The sequence below is a fragment of the Collinsella aerofaciens genome (assembly GCF_040926265.1).
GTDB classification, from domain to species: Bacteria; Actinomycetota; Coriobacteriia; order Coriobacteriales; family Coriobacteriaceae; genus Collinsella; species Collinsella aerofaciens_BB.
Genome location: NZ_JBCOIL010000005.1, coordinates 32,601 through 50,941, shown reverse-complemented (window position 1 = coordinate 50,941; position 18,341 = coordinate 32,601). Strand labels below are relative to the sequence as shown.

Sequence of the window (18,341 nt, the reverse complement as noted above, 5' to 3'; positions counted from 1 at the left end):
CACAATATGTTGTGTTTACAGCAACGGCGGGATGCCACCTGTGGCATCCCGCCGTTCAACCTCAACCTTCAAGTTGACCTTGAGGCGATTTTTGCGTCCCTTTATATACCGTTCACATCGCCCCCCCAAACTCCCCCACCCAAGGCACGTGCGGCCCACTACCGCGACGCCAAGTGGCGAAAAATGGGACGGGCCCCAGATTGCCCATGCGCGCGCAAAAGCACGCCGCGGCAATCTGGGGCCCGTCCCCAAGTACCTATAAATATGCAGGCCAGCGATGTGTTAACGATGTGCTAGCGGATGCGCCGCCAGATAGACCTCGGTCAGTTGCGTTCGGTCGACATGCGTGTAGACCTGCGTGGTCGATATATCGGCATGGCCCAAAATCTCCTGCAGCACACGCAGGTCGGCGCCGCCCGCAAGCATATGGGTGGCAAAGGAGTGGCGCAAGGTATGGGGATGGAGCCCCACCAGCCCCACCTGACGCCCATACCGCTCGCATATCGCATGCACGGCCTGGCGCGACAGGCGACGTCCGTTCTTATTTAAAAAGACCGCCGAGGTCTCGGTTCCGCGGGCATGGGCCGCCAAGCGAGAACGTCCCTCAGTTACATAGAGCGCCAGAGCTCGCGCCGCGCTTCCCACCAGCGGGGACAGGCGTTCCTTTGAGCCCTTACCGCGAACGAGTACAAAGCCATCGTCAATATGGATATCGCCCACATCGAGCCCCACCAACTCGCTCACACGCAAACCGCATCCGTAGAGCACTTCCAAGATGGCATGGTCGCGCAAGCCCATCTCGCCCTCGGGGAAGTCTTGATCGAGCAGAGCCGAGACATCCTCCACCGATAGATACTCCGGCAAACGCTCAGCCTTTTTAGGCAGGCGCAACGCCGCCGTTGGATTTTGGGCTACAGCCCCATCGCGCACCAAAAAGGCATGCAGGCCCTTCACGGCTGCAAGCGCACGCTCCACCGAGGCATCGGAATAGCCCCCATCGCGACGGTCGGCGACAAAGCCCTCCACGACCTGACGAGTCACCTCTTCAAAAGACACAATACCCGCCCGCTCCAGATAGGCGCAGTACGTCGTCAGGTCACGACGATAGGCCGCAATCGTGTTGCGCGCCAAACCCCGCTCGACCGCGAGGTAATCGAGATACTCCCCCGCCGCCACGGCGAGCGACGAGGAAGTAGCTTCGGTATGTTCCTTATTCGCCGGCACCCTTAGTCCGTAGCGAGGTTCATGGGCGTCACCTGCAGACGGTCGACACCCTCGTGCTGGCCGATCGAAGCGCGTACGAACTCGCGGAACAGCGGCTGCGGGTTGGTCGGGCGGCTCTTGAACTCGGGATGAGCCTGGGTTGCCACATACCACGGATGCACGTCGCGCGGCAGCTCGACCATCTCGACCAGGCGCTCGTCAGGCGACAGACCCGAGATAACCAAACCGGCGTCCTCGAGCTGGTCGCGGAAGGCGTTGTTGAACTCAAAGCGGTGACGGTGACGCTCGTAGACGAGTTCCTCGCCATATGCCTCGCGAGCAAGGGTATCGGCGGCGAGCTTGCACGGATAGGCGCCCAGGCGCATGGTGCCGCCCTTCTCGGTCACGTCCTCCTGCGAGCTCATCAGATCGATGACACTATACGGGCCATCCGGATCGAACTCAGAGGAGCTGGCGCCGGCAAGGCCGACGACATTGCGCGCAAATTCGCACACGGCCACCTGCATACCCAGGCAAATGCCCAGATACGGAATCTTGTGCTCACGGGCAAACTCGGCCGCGAGGATCTTGCCCTCCAGGGCGCGCTTGCCAAAGCCGCCGGGGACCAGGATGCCCGAGGCGTCGCCCAGAACCTCGGAGACATTCTGCTCGTCGAGGCTCTCGCCGTCGACCAGCTGGACGTCCACATGGCGATCGTAGAAGACGCCCGCATGGTGCAGGGCCTCGATAACCGACAGGTACGCATCGGGCAGCTGCGTGTACTTGCCCACGACGGCGATCTTCACCTTGTCGGCGTGATGGTTGGCGTGATTCTGTTTGCGCAGGAACTCGTTCCACTCGCTCATGTCGCGCTCACGCGGGTCCAGACCCAGGCGCTCGCAAATGCGCAGGTCAAAGTCCTGCTCGGCAAGCAGCTGCGGAACATCGTAAATGCTCGCGCAGTCCTCGTTGGTAAAGACGCAATCGGTGTCGACGTCGCAGAAGCTTGCGATCTTTCCGCGGATAGCGTCATCGATATGGTGGTCGGAGCGCAGCACGATAATATCGGGCTGGATGCCAAAGCTGCGGAGCTCCTTGACGGAATGCTGTGTGGGCTTGGTCTTGACCTCGTGGGCGGCGGCGATATAGGGAACGAGCGACACGTGGATGTAGCAGACGTTCTCGGGGCCGGCCTCCTTGCGGTACTGACGGATGGCCTCGACAAACGGCTGGGACTCGATGTCGCCGATCGTGCCGCCCAGCTCGGTGATGACTACATCGGAGCCGGTCTGCTCCTCGATGCGGCGGAACTTGTCCTTAATGGCATTGGTGACGTGGGGAATCACCTGCACGGTACCGCCCAAAAAGTCGCCGCGACGCTCGCGGGCGATTAGGCTTTTGTAGATGGCACCGGTCGTAAAGTTGGAATCGCTGGTCAGGTTCTCATCAATAAAGCGCTCGTAATGACCCAGGTCCAGGTCGGACTCGTAACCATCCTCGGTAACGAAGACCTCACCATGCTGGAACGGGCTCATGGTACCGGGGTCGACGTTCAGATACGGGTCGGCCTTCTGCATCGTTACTTTGTAGCCACGCGACTTGAGCAGACGGCCCAGCGAGGCCGCGGTGATACCCTTGCCCAGGGACGAAACCACGCCACCGGTTACGAACACATGCTTGGTCATATTGAGTTACCTGCGCTTCCCGTAGAAGTTGTTTATCCACATCTTACGGGTCTTCATTGTAATACTCGCGCCGCGGACCGTTCGCAATTTTTCTCGCGTGCGATTGCATTTCTCAATCTTGAAACAAAACGCCGCCCGGTTTCCCAGGCGGCGTCGCTATGGCAAGGGTTACATGCTGCTATCGATCAACAACCTCGTCCTCAAGCATTTCTTGAACGAGCATGCCGGTACGGACGCCCTCAAGATACCACTCGCCACGTTCGGTGAGGCAAATGCCATTTGCAAGCTGACCGCCGTCGTCGCTATAACGCGAGACGACATCAATCATGCCTTCGGAATCCAAGCGATCGATTGCGGCGCGGGCACGATACGGCGAAACCCCCACGCGCTCGGCAAGCGTTTTGCGCGAGAAACCATACGGCCCGCCATTGTCTTCGGTTTGCTGGTCGATTTCCATCAACACCAGCACCTCAACACGCTTCATATCGTTGACACTCGCACGACCCTTGCCCGCCATAGCAGCCTCCTCAAACCGAGCACGAGCATCTAACGCGCCGTGCGCGACCGACACACCTCACGATGGCAGGTAATATCCATCATGCGGCATCCCGCTAAGGATGAAACAGTTACGGTTATTGTATACCGCTCAAATTGTTTCTAGGCAGGTAAACGGCTATTTTTCGCCGAAATAGGCGCTTTATTGATCAAAAAGCCGTACCGGGCGCCAACCCGATACGGCCAAAATGCAATGCAATTACCGCGGTGCTTCAAACTTAGCGGTGGAAGAAACCGCGGCGCTCAAACTTGGGCTCGCAGCACACGTTGATACCCAGTTTGCGCAGTACCGTCTCGTCCGTCGGCGAGATAATCACGCTAAAGAAGGCATCGCAACCGCGCAGCTGCTCCAGGCCCGAAAGGACGCGAGCGGCCGTCTCACTCGTGGCCGAGGTGATCGACAGCGCCATAAGCGTCTCGTCGGTGTGGAGGCGAGGGTTTTTGCTGCCCAGGAAATGCGTCTTGAGCTTGCTGATGGGCTCGATCGCCTCATCGCTAATGACCTCGAGCTCAAGGTCGACGCCCGAGACATGCTTGAGGGCGTTCATAATGAGCGAACTTGCGGCGCCCAGGCGCGTGGAGGTCTTACCGGTCACCACGGAGCCATCGGGCATGACCATGGCACCCACGGGACCACCCGTCAGCTGCTCCCTGGTGAGGGCCGCCGAGCGCGCCGGTGAGTAGTTCTTATCGATGCCGGCTTTCTTCATAATAATCTTGAGACGGTCGACTTGCTCATCGCCCATGCCGGTACGGCGCACATTTTCGACCGCGGTAAAGTAGCGGCGGACGATCTCCATCTTGGAAGCGTCGCGGCAGGCATCGTCATCGGTGATGGCAAAGCCGACCATATTGACGCCCATGTCCGTAGGACTCTGATAGGGGCTCTTGCCCAGGATCTTTTCCATCAGAGCACGGACCACCGGGAAGGCCTCGACGTCGCGGTTGTAGTTGACCGTGGTCTTGTTGTAGGCCTCCAAGTGGAAGGAGTCGATGATATTGGCATCGTCGAGATCGGCCGTTGCTGCCTCATAGGCGATGTTGACCGGATGCGTGAGGGGCAGATTCCAGACCGGGAAAGTCTCGAACTTGGCGTAGCCGGCGGCGGTGCCGTGCTTGTGCTCGTGATAGAGCTGCGAGAGGCAAGTGGCGAGCTTGCCTGAGCCGGGGCCGGGAGCGGTGACCACGACGAGCGGACGAGTGGTCTCGACAAACTCATTCTTGCCATAGCCGTCGTCGGACACGATCAGGTCGACGTCGTGCGGATACCCCTCGATGGGATAGTGCAGCTTGGCGGGGATACCGAGCGCGTTCAGGCGGTTGCGGAATACATCGGCAGCGGGCTGGCCGGCGTACTGGGTGATGACCACAGCCGCGACGGCAAAGCCGTTGCCGCGGAACAGGTCAACCAGGCGCAGCACATCCTCGTCATAGGTAATGCCGAGGTCACCACGAGCCTTGTTTTTCTCGATGTGGTTCGCGTTGATCGCGATGATAACCTCGACATCGTCGGCGATGCTCTTGAGCATGCGGAACTTGCTGTCCGGTTCAAAACCCGGCAGCACGCGGCTCGCATGATAGTCATCGAACAGCTTACCGCCAAACTCCAAATAGAGCTTGCCGCCAAACTGCGAGATGCGCTCCTTAATGTGAGCAGCCTGCAGCTCGATATACTTCGCGTTGTCGAAACCCTGGCGCATATATGGCTCCCGTCCCGTTTCCATTTATTGTTCTAGGCGATTATAACGGAGCAGACCCTCCCCGATACCCAGACCATCAACAGGCACCAACCAAACACGCCCACCGCAACCACCGGGGACCCAGGATGGCTAATTTGAGGCGGGGAACAAGTCGCTCAGCACCAACGATGGCAGCGCCGCAGGTTGAGCATAAGCCAGCGAAAGCCCGCCAGAGCGAGCAAGGTGACGTGAAAGAGGAGGGCATAGGCCTTTTGGCCATGCCCGACGATTGAACGTCAGATTGCCGCTCTGGCGGGCTTGCAGCGTCGAGCGGTTCCGGCGTTTGGTAAAACGCCGGAACACAAGAGCGCCCCCTCCCGCGCACGGAACGGAAGGGGGCTAAAGGTAGGAGTCTACCGGTGGGTTTACCCCACCGGACAGACGATGACCAGGTGATCCTCTACAGGATCGTCAAGGTTTCCGTGGGGTACCCGTTGGGTACTTAGATCAACACGCAGGCGACGGTCAGGATGATGGCGCAGACGACAGAGAGCGCGACGATGAGCTTAAGGGCAAACTTGAGCCAGGTCGTCCACTCGATCTTGGCCAGGGCGAGACCGCCCATGATGGCGCCGGAGGTCGGGGTGAACAGGTTCACGACACCGATGGCGGCGGAGAAGATCATGACCATGACCTCAGGCGAGAAGCCGAGCTTAACAGCCAACGGTCCCATGATGGGCATGGAGACGGTGGCCATACCGGAGGTCGAGGGGATCAGGAAGGACAGGCCGAAGTAGACCAGGAAGCTCATGGGAGCGAAGATCACGCCGGACAGGCCAGCCAGAGCATTGGCGGCAGCGTCGAGGACGAAGACGTCGAGGCCGGTGTTAGCCATGAGGACGGAGATACCACGGGCGAGGGCGATGACGAGAACAACGGACATCATGTCGGCAGCGCCGGTGATAAAGGTGTTAACGATCTGCTTCTCGGACAGGCCACCGATGATACCGATCAGGACGGCCATAAGGAAGAACCAGGTGGAAGCCTCGTCGAAGTACCACTGGCCAATGGGCAGGCCGGTGATCAGGGCAGACCAGCCCTGGACGACGGCGTTACCGTCGGCGTCGTAGACAGCGCCAGCGTCGAAGAAGTTAGCGACGCCCTCGTTGAGGTCGGCCAGCGGAATGAAGCCGACGATCATGACGACGAAGGTGAAGGCGAAGGCAATCAGAACACCCTTCTGACGACCGGTGAGCTTGACCTCCTTGTGGACCTCGGAAGCAGCCTTGCCGTGAGCCTCTTCGGCATCCTTGAGCTCCTGCATCGACAGGATGGTGGAACCCTTGTCAGCCTTGACCTTCTTGGCGTAGCTCATCACGAAGAAGATGGACATAGCGGTAGTGACAATCCACAGGACGGCACCGAGGCCGATGATGATGGACTGGTTGACCTCAATGCCAACGCCGGTCAGAGCGTCGACGGCAGCGCCGACGGCGAACGGGTTAACCGTGGAGCCCAGGCAGCCGCAGCCAGCGCCGAGCAGGACGGTAGCGGCACCGACCATGGGGTCGAAGCCAGCGGCCATCATGGTAGCGGCGAGCAGGGCGTAGAAGGGAACGGTCTCCTCGCACATACCATAGGTGGTACCACCGAGGGAGAAGATGAGCATCAGCACGGGAATGAGCATAATCTCGTTGCCCTTAAGCTTCTGCACCAGAACGGCGATGCCGTTGTCCAGGGCGCCGGTCTCGGTCATCATACCGAGGAAGCCGCCCAGGATCATAACGAAGAGGCAGACGGGCAGAGCGTCAGCGAAGCCCTTAATCGGGGCGGTGCAGAAATCGCTCAGACGGGCGGCAGTAACCGCGCCGCCGGACGTGCCGGAGACGATAACGGTAATCACTGCGACAATTGCCAGCAGAGCAAGAAGAATGGTGAACGATGAAGGCATACCGCGCTTTTTCTTAGCGGTCTCAGTCATAGTTCTCATCCCCCCTTCATAAATCATTTACTGATCTCGCCAGAAGCGGCTCTTCCGTGCCGTGCCTGCCGCTTGATGCGAGATTATTACCAGATAAAACCGCTCGGGGTGTGCAGCAATACACCCCGAGCGAGATGCTAGATGCTCTTACTTGAGCGTGGCGTACATGACAGCCTTGATGGTGTGCATGCGGTTCTCGGCCTCGTCGAAGACCTTGGAAGCGGGGCTCTCGAAGACCTCGTCGGTGACCTCCTGCTCGGTGATGCCGAACTGCTCGCACTTCTCGGCGCCAATGGTGGTGTTGGTGTCGTGGAAGCTGGGCAGGCAGTGCAGGAAGATGGCACCCGGGTTGGCCATAGCCATGACCTCGGAGGTGACACGATACGGGGTGAGCTGAGCGATGCGCTCGGCCCAGACCTCGTCGGGCTCGCCCATGGAGACCCACACGTCGGTGTAGATAACGTCGGCACCGGTGACGCCGTCCTTGACGTCGGTGGTCAGCTTGATGGTGCAGCCGTTAGCCTCGGCGATGGGCTTGCAGGCCTCGATGACGTCGTCAGCGGGCATGCACTCCTCGGGGCCGCAGGCCACGAAGTTCATGCCGAGCTTGGAGCAGACGACCATGAGGGAGCGAGCGACATTGTTCTTGCAGTCGCCCATGAAGACGAGGGTCTTGCCCTTGATGTCGTAGTTGAAGTTCTCCTGGACGGTCAGGATGTCGGCGAGCATCTGGGTGGGGTGCCACTCGGTGGTCAGGCCGTTCCACACGGGCACGCCGGACTTAGCAGCGAGCTCCTCGACGTCGTCCTGGGCAAAGCCACGGAACTCGATGCCGTCATACATGCGGCCGAGAACGCGGGCAGTGTCCTCGATGGACTCCTTCTTGCCCATCTGCGACGAACCCGGATCGAGGTAGGTGACGCCCATGCCCAGATCCATGCCGCCGACCTCGAAGGCGCAGCGGGTACGAGTAGAGGTCTTCTGGAAGAGCAGAACGATGTTCTTGCCCTCGAGATAGCGGTGCGGAACGCCAGCGCGCTTCATATCCTTGAAGTTCTTGGAGAGCTTGAGCAGGTACTCGATCTCCTCGGTGGTGAGGTCGAGAAGCTTGAGGAAGCTACGGCCGGAAAGGTTAACACCCATGGTTTGATTCCTTTCGAAGAAATGAATTACGTAAGTATTAGTGGTGCCCGTTTAACGGGCGAAGCCGGTGCGGTTGTAGGGGGACCGCACCGGAAACGGAAAGACTTAGAGGTCCTCGCGCCAGAAGGGCATGCTCATGCAGCGCGGGCCGCCGCGGCCGCGGGAGAGCTCGGCGGAGGGCACGACGAGAAGGTCCAGGCCCTCCTTGTACAGCACGTCGTTGGTGACGGTGTTGCGGGCGTAGACGCAGATCTTGCCGGGCTCGACGCACAGGGTGTTGGAGCCGTCGTTCCACTGCTCGCGGGAGGCCGCGATCGGGTCGCCGCCGCCGCAGGGGATCAGCTTGACCTGGTCGACGCCGGTGGCGTCCTCCAGGACGTGCTCGAGGGTGTCCTCGATCAGGCGGATGTTCACGTCGCCCGGGTTCTTGCCGGCGGTCAGCTCGTAGACGCGCAGGGTGCCCATGATGGCGGGATGGATCGTGAACTTATCGACGTCGATCTGGGTGAAGACCGTGTCGAGGTGCATGAAGGCGCGCGAGACCGGGATGTCGAAGGCCAGGATGCGCTCGACCTTGGAGTCGGAGTTCCAGAAGATGTTCTGGGCCATGACGTCGATCGCGGCGGCCTGGGTGCGCTGGGAGATGCCGACGGCGAGGGTCTTCTCGTTGATGTTCAGCACGTCGCCGCCCTCGGTGTGGAACTGGCAGTCGCGGCGGAAGTACAGCGAGACGTCCTTGTAGTCGGGGTGGTACTTGAAGACGTACTTGCCGTACAGGGTCTCGCGGTTGCGGGTGACCGAGTACATGCGGTTGAGGTTGACGCCCTCGCCGACGACCGCGAACGGGTCGCGGGTGAAGTAGAGGTTGGGCATCGGGTCGATGATCAGGTCGGACTCGGACTCGGAGTTGACCAGGGAGTCGAGGGTCGTGGACGCCGTGAGGGGCATGTCGATCTCGGACTTGGTCATGCCGGCCATGGTCTTCTTGACGAACTCGAGGTTGTCCTCGATGGAGTCCAGCTTCTCGCGGACGATCTGCGGCATGTGCTGGCCGCGGATGCCGGCCTCGGCGATGTACTGGTCGGTGAACTCGGCGCGGGCGCCGGGGACCTGGTCGAACACCTCGGCGACGAGGTTCTCGAGATAGAGGACCTCCACGCCCTGGTCCCTCAGGATCTGGGCGAAGGTGTCGTGCTCCTGCTGCGCGACCTCCAGGAACGGGACGTCGTCGAACAGGAGTCGCTCGAGCTCGTCGGGCGGCAGGTTGAGGAGCTCGTCGCCGGGACGGTGCAGGCAGACCTTCCTGAGCTTGCCGATCTCGGAAGGCACGTGCAGACCTTTCGTCATGGCCTCCTACCTTTCTTTCGGGCCCTTGTCAGGGCCGATTCGTTAGCGCCTCTCCGTGTGAGGCGTTATTGCTGACGACATATTTATATCCAAAATCAGCTCATACTTCCACCTTGCCCCCGAACGGTTTTTTATAGGGGGTGAACGGCATACACATATACTTCACGCATGGCACACTTCATCTTAATAAAGCGTATTTACGTGCTTAAACGCGTTTTAATCCTAAAATCAAATGGAACTAAACTTTGTTAAACCATCCTCAAATTGCATATTTCCAATAAAGCTATGAATAGAATTAGCGGTTCACACCGCGTCTCAACCATTTTCATTTTTATTCAGAAAAAAGTTTGTCCTATTCATTTCTGATAAATAAATTACCGTTTACCAGACGCTTGATACCGTTCACCGGAAACTCAGTATAAGGCCCAGCGGATACCGCCTCGCTTTACGGCCCCATTTGTAACAACTTGACTTCTCGGTATAGAAAAACGGACCCGCTTCCCCTAGGGAAACGGGTCCGTTTTCGATTATCTTCGGCTAATTTGGATAAGGCCCCCGAAGACCATCGGAATCCTAGCGATCGAACTCCGCCAGTGCCTCGCCCAAAAGCCTCAGGCCCTCGCGCAGAACGTCCTCGCTCGCGCAGTAGCCCAGGCGTGCGCCGCAGGGAAGCTCAAAACGGCTACCGGGGACCAGCAGCACTCCCCTCTCGGACAGCAGGCGCCTGCAGAACTCCTCGTCATCCTCGGGAATATCCAGCTGGATAAACGAGGTGGACACGCCCTGCGGGGCCGTCCAGGAAACGTGATGCTGCGTATCGATCCAAGCCTGCGCGATATCGCGGTTGCCAAACACGATCTTGCGATTGCGCTCGAGAATCTTATCCTTGTGCTCAAGCACATAGGTCGCCAGAGCATCGTTGAACACGCCGCCGCAGATCATGGTGTAATCGCGATAGGTACGGATGCGGTTGGACACCTCTTTGTCGGCCAGGACCCAGCCCACGCGGGCCGCAGGTGTCGAATAGGTCTTCGACAACGAGTTGGTGACAATGGCCCTCTCGTACACGTCGACCATCGACATAAAGGACTCAGTGTTTTCGAGCGGCAGATATACCTCGTCGCACAGCACGTAGGCGCCCACCGAGCGGGCGATCTCGGCAATCTGGCCGAGCATATCGGCATCGAGCACCGTACCGATGGGGTTAGATTCGTTGTTTATGCAGATAAGCTTGGTGTTGGGACGCACCAAGCGCTTGAGTTCCTCGATATCGGGCTTCCAGCCGAGTTCCTCGCGAAGCTCCCAATACTCGACCTCGGCGCCCAGCGTGCGCGGAATCTCGTAGAGCGGCGCGTAGGTGGGCCACTCGGCGATAACATGGTCGCCGGGCTCGACCACAGCCATGATGGCGTTGAGGTTAGCGCCCGTGCAGCCATTGGTCTGCAGAATGTGATCGGGATTGACCTCCCGACGATACAGCTTGGCAACCTCGGCCTTAAACTCCGGCGAGCCCTCGATCCAGCCGTAGTTCATCTTCTCGCGGTCCAGGCGCTCGTAGAACGTGGCGCCGTCCTGTTCATCGAGCGCGCGCAGCTCGCCCATGGTGAGCGACGAGATCGTCGACTGGGCGATGTCCCACGTGGCGCTCTTCTCCCAAACGTTGAGCCATTCCTCAACGCCAATCGTCTTGATGTCCATGGCCAAGCTCCTTACAAAAGCAGTCATCCAATCGTGTTGACGTTCCTCATACAAGATTGGGGCGGTGCGAAAACCCGCACCGCCCCAATGGGAGACATCTAATGGCAGCTAGATGTATGTATTATGACCTGTACGGGTCCTTGAAGACCTTAGAGGTCCTCGCGCCAGAAGGGCATGCTCATGCAGCGCGGGCCGCCGCGGCCGCGGGAGAGCTCGGCGGAGGGCACGACGAGAAGGTCCAGGCCCTCCTTGTACAGCACGTCGTTGGTGACGGTGTTGCGGGCGTAGACGCAGATCTTGCCGGGCTCGACGCACAGGGTGTTGGAGCCGTCGTTCCACTGCTCGCGGGAGGCCGCGATCGGGTCGCCGCCGCCGCAGGGGATCAGCTTGACCTGGTCGACGCCGGTGGCGTCCTCCAGGACGTGCTCGAGGGTGTCCTCGATCAGGCGGATGTTCACGTCGCCCGGGTTCTTGCCGGCGGTCAGCTCGTAGACGCGCAGGGTGCCCATGATGGCGGGATGGATCGTGAACTTATCGACGTCGATCTGGGTGAAGACCGTGTCGAGGTGCATGAAGGCGCGCGAGACCGGGATGTCGAAGGCCAGGATGCGCTCGACCTTGGAGTCGGAGTTCCAGAAGATGTTCTGGGCCATGACGTCGATCGCGGCGGCCTGGGTGCGCTGGGAGATGCCGACGGCGAGGGTCTTCTCGTTGATGTTCAGCACGTCGCCGCCCTCGGTGTGGAACTGGCAGTCGCGGCGGAAGTACAGCGAGACGTCCTTGTAGTCGGGGTGGTACTTGAAGACGTACTTGCCGTACAGGGTCTCGCGGTTGCGGGTGACCGAGTACATGCGGTTGAGGTTGACGCCCTCGCCGACGACCGCGAACGGGTCGCGGGTGAAGTAGAGGTTGGGCATCGGGTCGATGATCAGGTCGGACTCGGACTCGGAGTTGACCAGGGAGTCGAGGGTCGTGGACGCCGTGAGGGGCATGTCGATCTCGGACTTGGTCATGCCGGCCATGGTCTTCTTGACGAACTCGAGGTTGTCCTCGATGGAGTCCAGCTTCTCGCGGACGATCTGCGGCATGTGCTGGCCGCGGATGCCGGCCTCGGCGATGTACTGGTCGGTGAACTCGGCGCGGGCGCCGGGGACCTGGTCGAACACCTCGGCGACGAGGTTCTCGAGATAGAGGACCTCCACGCCCTGGTCCCTCAGGATCTGGGCGAAGGTGTCGTGCTCCTGCTGCGCGACCTCCAGGAACGGGACGTCGTCGAACAGGAGTCGCTCGAGCTCGTCGGGCGGCAGGTTGAGGAGCTCGTCGCCGGGACGGTGCAGGCAGACCTTCCTGAGCTTGCCGATCTCGGAAGGCACGTGCAGACCTTTCGTCATGGCCTCCTACCTTTCTTTCGGGCCTTTCGGCCGAATCTCTCAGCGCCCTTCCATAGCGGACGCTGCTTGCTGACAGCTCTAGTTATATCCAAATTCCACCCGCAATTCCACCTCGCCCCCGAACGGTCAACAAAGTGCGATGAACGGTATATCGCATGAGATTCCCCCATAATGTACTTCGGCGTTCTAAAGTAACTTTTCTAAGGTAAACGCTCTTTTTTCCTAAAAACTATTTGCAATTGCATTTCTAAACTTTTGATTCAGAATTGCATAGCTAAATCGGTTTTATGTATATAAATGATGTTTGTTTACGTTTCCGCCTGCATTCAATGATATTCAGCTATCCATCATTCTTATTCACACTTACGTACCAGTTGAGTGAGGATATAGACCGCTTGCAGACGAGCAGGGCGTCAGTCCTATGACTTGTCAGCGTAAGAAGTAGGTAAAGATACCGTTCGCATAATACGTCCGTGCCACAAGTCGACTAAATTGAGACAATAGTGAATAGGGTTAGGCTACCGTCCCCTGCGGGGACTGAACGGACAGATGCATATGCCGAGCAAAATCGAAAAAAAGCAAGCCGCCGCAAAGCTGCGCAAACCGCCGCGCGACTTCTCGTACACGCAGAACCGAGAGCTCAGCTGGCTACGCTTTGACAACCGTGTGCTTGACGAAGCCTTCGATGAGACCGTTCCGCTGTTCGAGCGTCTAAAGTTCGTGTCGATTTTCGAGTCTAACCTCGACGAGTTTCTCATGGTGCGCGTGGGCGGCCTGTCCGATCTGGCAGAGCTCAAAAAGCAACCTGTCGACAACAAGAGCAATATGACCGCCTCCGAACAGGTCGATGCTGTCATGGCCGAAATGCCCGGGCTCCTTACCCGTTGGGAGTCCATCTTTAAGAGCATCGAGGGCAAGCTCGACACCTTGGGCGTTCACCGCGCCCGCATCGATTCGCTTACGCCCGAGGAGCGCACCTTTGTAACCCGCTACTTCCAGGCCTACGTGTCACCGGTCATCTCGCCGCTGGTCATCGATCCTCGCCACCCCTTCCCCAACCTGCGCAATGGCGCGCTCTATCTGGCCTGTGGTCTGGACGGTGCCACCGACGAGGAGAGTCTGCTGGGCCTTATCGAGATTCCCGCCTCGATGAACCGCGTGGTCGAGATCCCCTCGCCCACCGGCACCTACTCCTACATCTTGCTCGAGGACGTCATCCTCGCCTGCCTGGACAGCTGCTTTGGCTCCTATAAGCCGCTGGATCGTGCGCTGATCCGCGTCACCCGCAACGCTGACATCGATCCGGACGGCGAGGGCGTCGAGGAGGAAGAGGACTACCGCCAGCACATGAAGCGCATTCTCAAGAAGCGCCTGCGCCTGCAGCCGGTAGTGCTCGCGGTCTCGGGATCGCTCGAGAAGGCGACGCTCAAGACTATCCGCAAGGCGCTCGAGCTTTCGCGTCGCTCGGTCTTTACCTGCGATATCCCGCTCAACCTGGGCTACGTCTTTGGCATTGAGGGCAAGATTCCCGAGCACCTGCGCAACGAGCTGCTCTTTACGCCGTTTAAGCCGCAGCCCAATCCCACCATCGACATGACCCGCTCCATCCGCGAGCAGGTGCTGCAGCACGACAAGCTGCTCTTCTACCCTTACGAGGCCATGAACCCCTTCCTGGATCTGGTGCACGAGGCCGCCTACGACCCCGAGTGCATCTCGCTGCGCATCACGCTCTACCGCGTGGCCAAGCAGAGCCGCCTGTGCGAGTCGCTGATCGATGCTGCCGAGAACGGCAAAGAGGTCACGGTGCTCATGGAGCTCCGCGCGCGCTTTGACGAGCAGAACAACATCGAATGGGCCGAGCGTCTGGAAGAGGCAGGCTGCACCGTCATCTATGGTTCCGAGGGCTTTAAGTGCCACTCCAAGATCTGCCAGCTCACCTATCGCGAGGGCATGGCGCTCACCCGCCTAACGCTTTTGGGCACCGGCAACTTTAACGAGAAGACGGCCAAACTCTACAGCGACTTTATGCTCATGACCGCCCATCCCGGCATCGGTGAAGACGCCAACCTGTTCTTCCGCAATCTGTCGCTGGGCAACCTGCGCGGCGACTACCGCTTCCTGGGTGTGGCGCCCGTCGGACTGAAACCGCTCATCATGCGCGGGCTTGACCGCGAGATCCAGCGCGCCCTTGCCGGCGAGCCCGCTCGCGTATTCTTTAAGCTCAACTCGCTGACCGACCGCGAGGTTATCGACAAGATCGCCGAGGCATCGTGTGCCGGCGTGCGCGTAGACATGATCATCCGCGGCATCTCGTGCCTCAAGCCGGGCGTTCCGGGCAAGACTGAGAACGTGCATGTCCGCTCCATCGTCGGACGCTTTTTGGAGCACGCGCGCGTCTATGCCTTTGGCGTGGACTCGGACATGATTTACCTGAGCTCGGCAGACATGATGACACGCAACACCGAGCACCGCGTGGAAATCGCCTTCCCTGTGCTCGACCCCACCTGCCGCGCCCTGGTACACGAGTACATGGGCATGCAGCTGCGGGACAACGTGAAGGCCCGCAGCCTCACGAGCGACGGCACCTGGGTCCCCGTGGAGCGTGCAGAGAGTGAGAAACCCTTCAACTCGCAGGAGGCTCTGCTGGAGCGCGCCTATCGCAACGCCGAGGCCGCGCCCGAGCCCGTCATTGAGGCGGAACCTGCCCCCGAGGCCGAGCCGCAGCCAGTAGCACCCAAGGTCCAAGAGGTCCAGGCGACCGTCATTGAGCCCGAGCCTGCACCTGTACCTCGGCCCGAGCCTCAGGTCACCAAGCCCGCACCCGAGACGAGTGCCCGTCGCGATAAGCCCGCTGGCAAGACCAAGGCCATCGAGCGCCATCGCCCCGGCCGCGTGCGCATGGGTCTGGGCCTGATCGGCCTGGGTCTTAAGACGCTCATTACCGGCAAGACGAAATAGTCGTTTGTAGAAGCAGTTTGTAGAAGCGCCCCGCATTTGAGGAAAGCCTCGGATGCGGGGCGCTTTTCCCTGCTACCATGGTGCGAACAACAACGCGAATGACAGGCAGGAATATGAAGCTCACTATAGAATCGATGACCTACGGCGCCGACGGGCTGGCGCACGCCGACAACGGCAAGGCCGTCTTTGTGCAGGGTGCCGTGGCAGGCGACATCGTCGAGGCCGAGGTCGTACAGGACGGCAAGTCGTTCATGCGCGCCCGCACCACCGAGATTCTGGAGCCAAGCCCCGATCGCATTCAGCCTCCCTGCCCCTTCGTGGGCATCTGCGGCGGCTGCTCGTGGGGCAATCTCTCACGCACGGCACAGCTCGCCGCCAAGGAGCAAAACCTGCGCTCCACGCTCGAGCGCATCGGCAAGTTCGCTCCTGAGCAGGTCGATGAGTTGGTACAGCCCATCTGCCACACCAAGGACGACTGGGGCTACCGCAATAAAATCGAGCTCGAACCGACCGTCGTCAACGGTCGCGTGCGCCTTGGCATGCACGGTGTCGACCCCAGCAAAATCGTGACCGTCGATACGTGCCCGCTGTTCGATAAGCGCTTCCCGAAGGCGCTCAAATCGGTCGTCGGCGCGCTCAACTATCTGAGCGGCAGCCACGACCTGGGCCTCGAGCGCGTGGGCATTCGCGCCTCGCGCCGCACCAAGGCGCTCGAGGTCGCTCTCTGGACGCCTACGGGCTCCTTCCCGCGCTCGCAGGTCTCCCGCGTGCTGGCAGACGCCGCACACCCCACGAGCATCGTGCGCGTGATGAGCAAGGGCGAAAAGAAGGCCCGCCGTGTCTCCAAGGTCGAAATGCTCGCCGGAGAGGGCTCATGGACCGAGAATATCGCCGAGGGTCAGATGCGCTTGTCTGCCCCGTCTTTTTTCCAGGTCAACACCAAGGGTGCCGAGATTTTGATCGAGCTTGTCATGGAGGCGCTCGATCCGCAGGAAGACGAGCTTGCCGTGGACCTGTACTGCGGTGCCGGCACCTTTACCCTGCCGCTCGCCCGCCGCTGCGACTTTGTCGCTGCCGTCGAGGCCTACGGCCCCGCCGTGCGCGATCTACGCCGTAACCTGGAAATCAACAAGCTTGATAACGTCGACGTCATTGGCGGAGACGCGGTGCGCGAGTTCCCCGACCAGGACGCCGATGTCCTAGTAGTCGACCCGCCGCGTGCAGGCCTAGCGCCTGAGGCCATCGACCTCATCGCCAGCACAAGCGCTCGCGATGTCGCCTATGTGAGCTGCGACCCGGCCACCCTGGCGCGCGATCTTAAACGCTTTGTCGAGGAAGGCACTTTCTCTCCCATCAAGATCACACCGGTCGACCTATTCCCGCAAACCTTCCACTGCGAGACCGTCGTCCACCTTAGGCGCAACTAGCCACTTAATCATTGCTCAGAAAAATCATTGGGAAATCGAGCGTGGCAAGCGGAGGTCTTCGGGGTATAAGACGGCTAATTGTATGCCGCCTATGAAAGGAACCCTCATGCCCAGCGTTGCCGTTCTCGCCGCCGATGGCTTTGAAACTATTGAATGCTTGACCATGGTCGATGTCATGCGTCGCGGCGGCGTGCGCGCCACACTCGTCTCGATCATGCCCACGCGTGAGGTCGTAAGCTCGCTGCAGATCCCCGTGACCTGCGATGCACTCTTTGATGAGATCAACTTTGACGAGTACGACTGCGTCGTGCTGCCCGGCGGCCTGCCCGGTGCCACCAACCTGCGCGCAGATCAGCGCGTCTGCGACGTGGTCTGCGAGTTCGCCGCGACCAAGCACGTCGCCGCCATCTGCGCCGCCCCGTTTATCCTGGGCGAGCTCGACCTGCTCGAGGGGCGCCATGCCACGTGCTTCCCTGGCTTTGAGAAAAGCTTCCCCGAGGGCGCCTATACCGGCGAGAAGGTTACGCAAGACGGCAACATCATCACCGCCAGCGGCATGGCCCAGTCGCTCCCCTTTGCGCTTGAGCTGCTGCGCACGATCGCCGGCGACAAGGCTGTCGAGAAGGTCGCCGAGGGCATCCAACTATGATTTTGGCTTCGCAATCACCGCGCCGCATCGAGTTGATGCGCGAGGCAGGGTATGACATTCGCGTGATTCCTGCCGATATCGACGAAACGCCGTTTGATGGCGAGGCCCCGCTTACGCTCGTTGAACGTTTAGCACGCGCAAAAGCCGCCGCCGTTGCTGCCGAGTATGCCGAGTCCAATGAGCTGACGGTCGCGGCCGACACCATCGTCACCTTTGACGGCAAGATTCTGGGCAAGCCGGCAACCGAGGACGAGGCGCACACCATGCTCCGTGAGCTTTCGGGCCGCACGCACCAGGTCGCAACCGGCGTCTGCATCGTTAAAGCCGGCGACGCTACAGCCCCGCATGCCGCCGAGAGCCTGTCCTTTGTCGATGTGACCGACGTGATGTTCTACGAGCTCACCGACGAGCAGATCGAGCGCTACGTCGCCTCGGGTGAGCCCATGGACAAGGCCGGCGCCTACGGCATTCAGGGCACAGGCGGACGCATGCTCGTGCACGATATTTCGGGCGACTTCTATAACGTGGTGGGCCTACCCATCGCCCGCGTCGCGCGCGCGATTCAAAAACTCTCGTAATTGCATCTGGCGCTGGGTATTCCCCAGCGCCTACAATTTTGGCGTAC

The 18,341-nt window shown here is 60.2% G+C and carries 13 protein-coding genes; 4 read left to right on the top strand and 9 right to left on the bottom strand.

What is annotated here, in order from left to right; genetic code table 11:
* Window positions 1-282 precede the first annotated feature (282 nt).
* From xerD to arcA (AB5767_RS02395), 9 genes are all read right to left on the bottom strand, one after another.
* A complete protein-coding gene (gene xerD / locus AB5767_RS02435) occupies window positions 283-1,224 on the bottom strand; it encodes a site-specific tyrosine recombinase XerD (protein ID WP_368131414.1) in 942 nt (313 codons plus the stop codon).
* A gap of 2 nt (window positions 1,225-1,226) precedes the next feature.
* On the bottom strand, window positions 1,227-2,888 hold the full coding sequence (gene pyrG, locus AB5767_RS02430) for a CTP synthase (RefSeq protein ID WP_368131413.1): 1,662 nt from the start codon (window positions 2,886-2,888) through the stop codon (window positions 1,227-1,229).
* 178 nt (window positions 2,889-3,066) lie between these two features.
* The gene (locus tag AB5767_RS02425) at window positions 3,067-3,405 is read right to left on the bottom strand and encodes a helix-turn-helix domain-containing protein (protein ID WP_368131411.1); all 339 of its coding nucleotides are present in this window, start codon (window positions 3,403-3,405) and stop codon (window positions 3,067-3,069) included.
* A 256-nt stretch (window positions 3,406-3,661) separates the two neighbouring features.
* Window positions 3,662-5,143, bottom strand: coding sequence for a DUF1846 domain-containing protein (locus tag AB5767_RS02420; RefSeq protein ID WP_225093426.1), 1,482 nt, complete (start codon window positions 5,141-5,143; stop codon window positions 3,662-3,664).
* A gap of 481 nt (window positions 5,144-5,624) precedes the next feature.
* Window positions 5,625-7,112 carry a YfcC family protein gene (locus AB5767_RS02415; RefSeq protein WP_411161277.1) on the bottom strand — a complete coding sequence of 496 codons (1,488 nt, stop codon included), beginning with the start codon at window positions 7,110-7,112 and terminating at the stop codon, window positions 5,625-5,627.
* A 138-nt stretch (window positions 7,113-7,250) separates the two neighbouring features.
* Entirely contained in the window at window positions 7,251-8,246 is a 996-nt protein-coding gene (gene argF, locus AB5767_RS02410; protein WP_006234279.1) for an ornithine carbamoyltransferase, read from the bottom strand.
* Between the two features lie 105 nt (window positions 8,247-8,351).
* Window positions 8,352-9,593, bottom strand: a complete 1,242-nt coding sequence (gene arcA, locus AB5767_RS02405) for an arginine deiminase (protein WP_006234281.1) — start codon at window positions 9,591-9,593, stop codon at window positions 8,352-8,354.
* 573 nt (window positions 9,594-10,166) lie between these two features.
* On the bottom strand, window positions 10,167-11,291 hold the full coding sequence (locus tag AB5767_RS02400) for an aminotransferase (RefSeq protein WP_368131408.1): 1,125 nt from the start codon (window positions 11,289-11,291) through the stop codon (window positions 10,167-10,169).
* A gap of 149 nt (window positions 11,292-11,440) precedes the next feature.
* Complete coding sequence (arcA, locus tag AB5767_RS02395) at window positions 11,441-12,682, bottom strand: arginine deiminase (protein WP_006234281.1); 1,242 nt, start codon at window positions 12,680-12,682, stop codon at window positions 11,441-11,443.
* A 555-nt stretch (window positions 12,683-13,237) separates the two neighbouring features.
* On the opposite strand from arcA (AB5767_RS02395), the gene ppk1 reads away from it, so the two are divergent.
* From ppk1 to AB5767_RS02375, 4 genes are all read left to right on the top strand, one after another.
* Window positions 13,238-15,640 carry a polyphosphate kinase 1 gene (gene ppk1 / locus AB5767_RS02390; protein ID WP_368131406.1) on the top strand — a complete coding sequence of 801 codons (2,403 nt, stop codon included), beginning with the start codon at window positions 13,238-13,240 and terminating at the stop codon, window positions 15,638-15,640.
* 98 nt (window positions 15,641-15,738) lie between these two features.
* Window positions 15,739-17,067: a 23S rRNA (uracil(1939)-C(5))-methyltransferase RlmD gene (gene rlmD, locus AB5767_RS02385; RefSeq protein WP_368131405.1), complete on the top strand. Its 1,329-nt coding sequence runs from the start codon at window positions 15,739-15,741 to the stop codon at window positions 17,065-17,067.
* A 106-nt stretch (window positions 17,068-17,173) separates the two neighbouring features.
* The gene (locus tag AB5767_RS02380; RefSeq protein WP_022094094.1) at window positions 17,174-17,716 is read left to right on the top strand and encodes a DJ-1 family glyoxalase III; all 543 of its coding nucleotides are present in this window, start codon (window positions 17,174-17,176) and stop codon (window positions 17,714-17,716) included.
* A complete protein-coding gene (locus AB5767_RS02375; protein ID WP_368131404.1) occupies window positions 17,713-18,294 on the top strand; it encodes a Maf family protein in 582 nt (193 codons plus the stop codon). The genes AB5767_RS02380 and AB5767_RS02375 overlap by 4 nt, the downstream gene beginning before the upstream one ends.
* The last annotated feature ends 47 nt before the right edge of the window (window positions 18,295-18,341 follow it).

Excerpts from the sequence above, each read along its gene's own strand:
- pyrG (WP_368131413.1), bottom strand. The coding sequence starts at position 2,888 with ATGACCAAGCATGTGTTCGTAACCGGTGGCGTGGTTTCGTCCCTGGGC.
- AB5767_RS02425 (WP_368131411.1), bottom strand. The coding sequence starts at position 3,405 with ATGGCGGGCAAGGGTCGTGCGAGTGTCAACGATATGAAGCGTGTTGAG.
- AB5767_RS02420 (WP_225093426.1), bottom strand. The coding sequence starts at position 5,143 with ATGCGCCAGGGTTTCGACAACGCGAAGTATATCGAGCTGCAGGCTGCT.
- AB5767_RS02415 (WP_411161277.1), bottom strand. The coding sequence starts at position 7,112 with ATGAGAACTATGACTGAGACCGCTAAGAAAAAGCGCGGTATGCCTTCA.
- argF (WP_006234279.1), bottom strand. The coding sequence starts at position 8,246 with ATGGGTGTTAACCTTTCCGGCCGTAGCTTCCTCAAGCTTCTCGACCTC.
- arcA (WP_006234281.1), bottom strand. The coding sequence starts at position 9,593 with ATGACGAAAGGTCTGCACGTGCCTTCCGAGATCGGCAAGCTCAGGAAG.
- AB5767_RS02400 (WP_368131408.1), bottom strand. The coding sequence starts at position 11,291 with ATGGACATCAAGACGATTGGCGTTGAGGAATGGCTCAACGTTTGGGAG.
- arcA (WP_006234281.1), bottom strand. The coding sequence starts at position 12,682 with ATGACGAAAGGTCTGCACGTGCCTTCCGAGATCGGCAAGCTCAGGAAG.
- ppk1 (WP_368131406.1), top strand. The coding sequence starts at position 13,238 with ATGCCGAGCAAAATCGAAAAAAAGCAAGCCGCCGCAAAGCTGCGCAAA.
- rlmD (WP_368131405.1), top strand. The coding sequence starts at position 15,739 with ATGACAGGCAGGAATATGAAGCTCACTATAGAATCGATGACCTACGGC.
- AB5767_RS02380 (WP_022094094.1), top strand. The coding sequence starts at position 17,174 with ATGCCCAGCGTTGCCGTTCTCGCCGCCGATGGCTTTGAAACTATTGAA.
- AB5767_RS02375 (WP_368131404.1), top strand. The coding sequence starts at position 17,713 with ATGATTTTGGCTTCGCAATCACCGCGCCGCATCGAGTTGATGCGCGAG.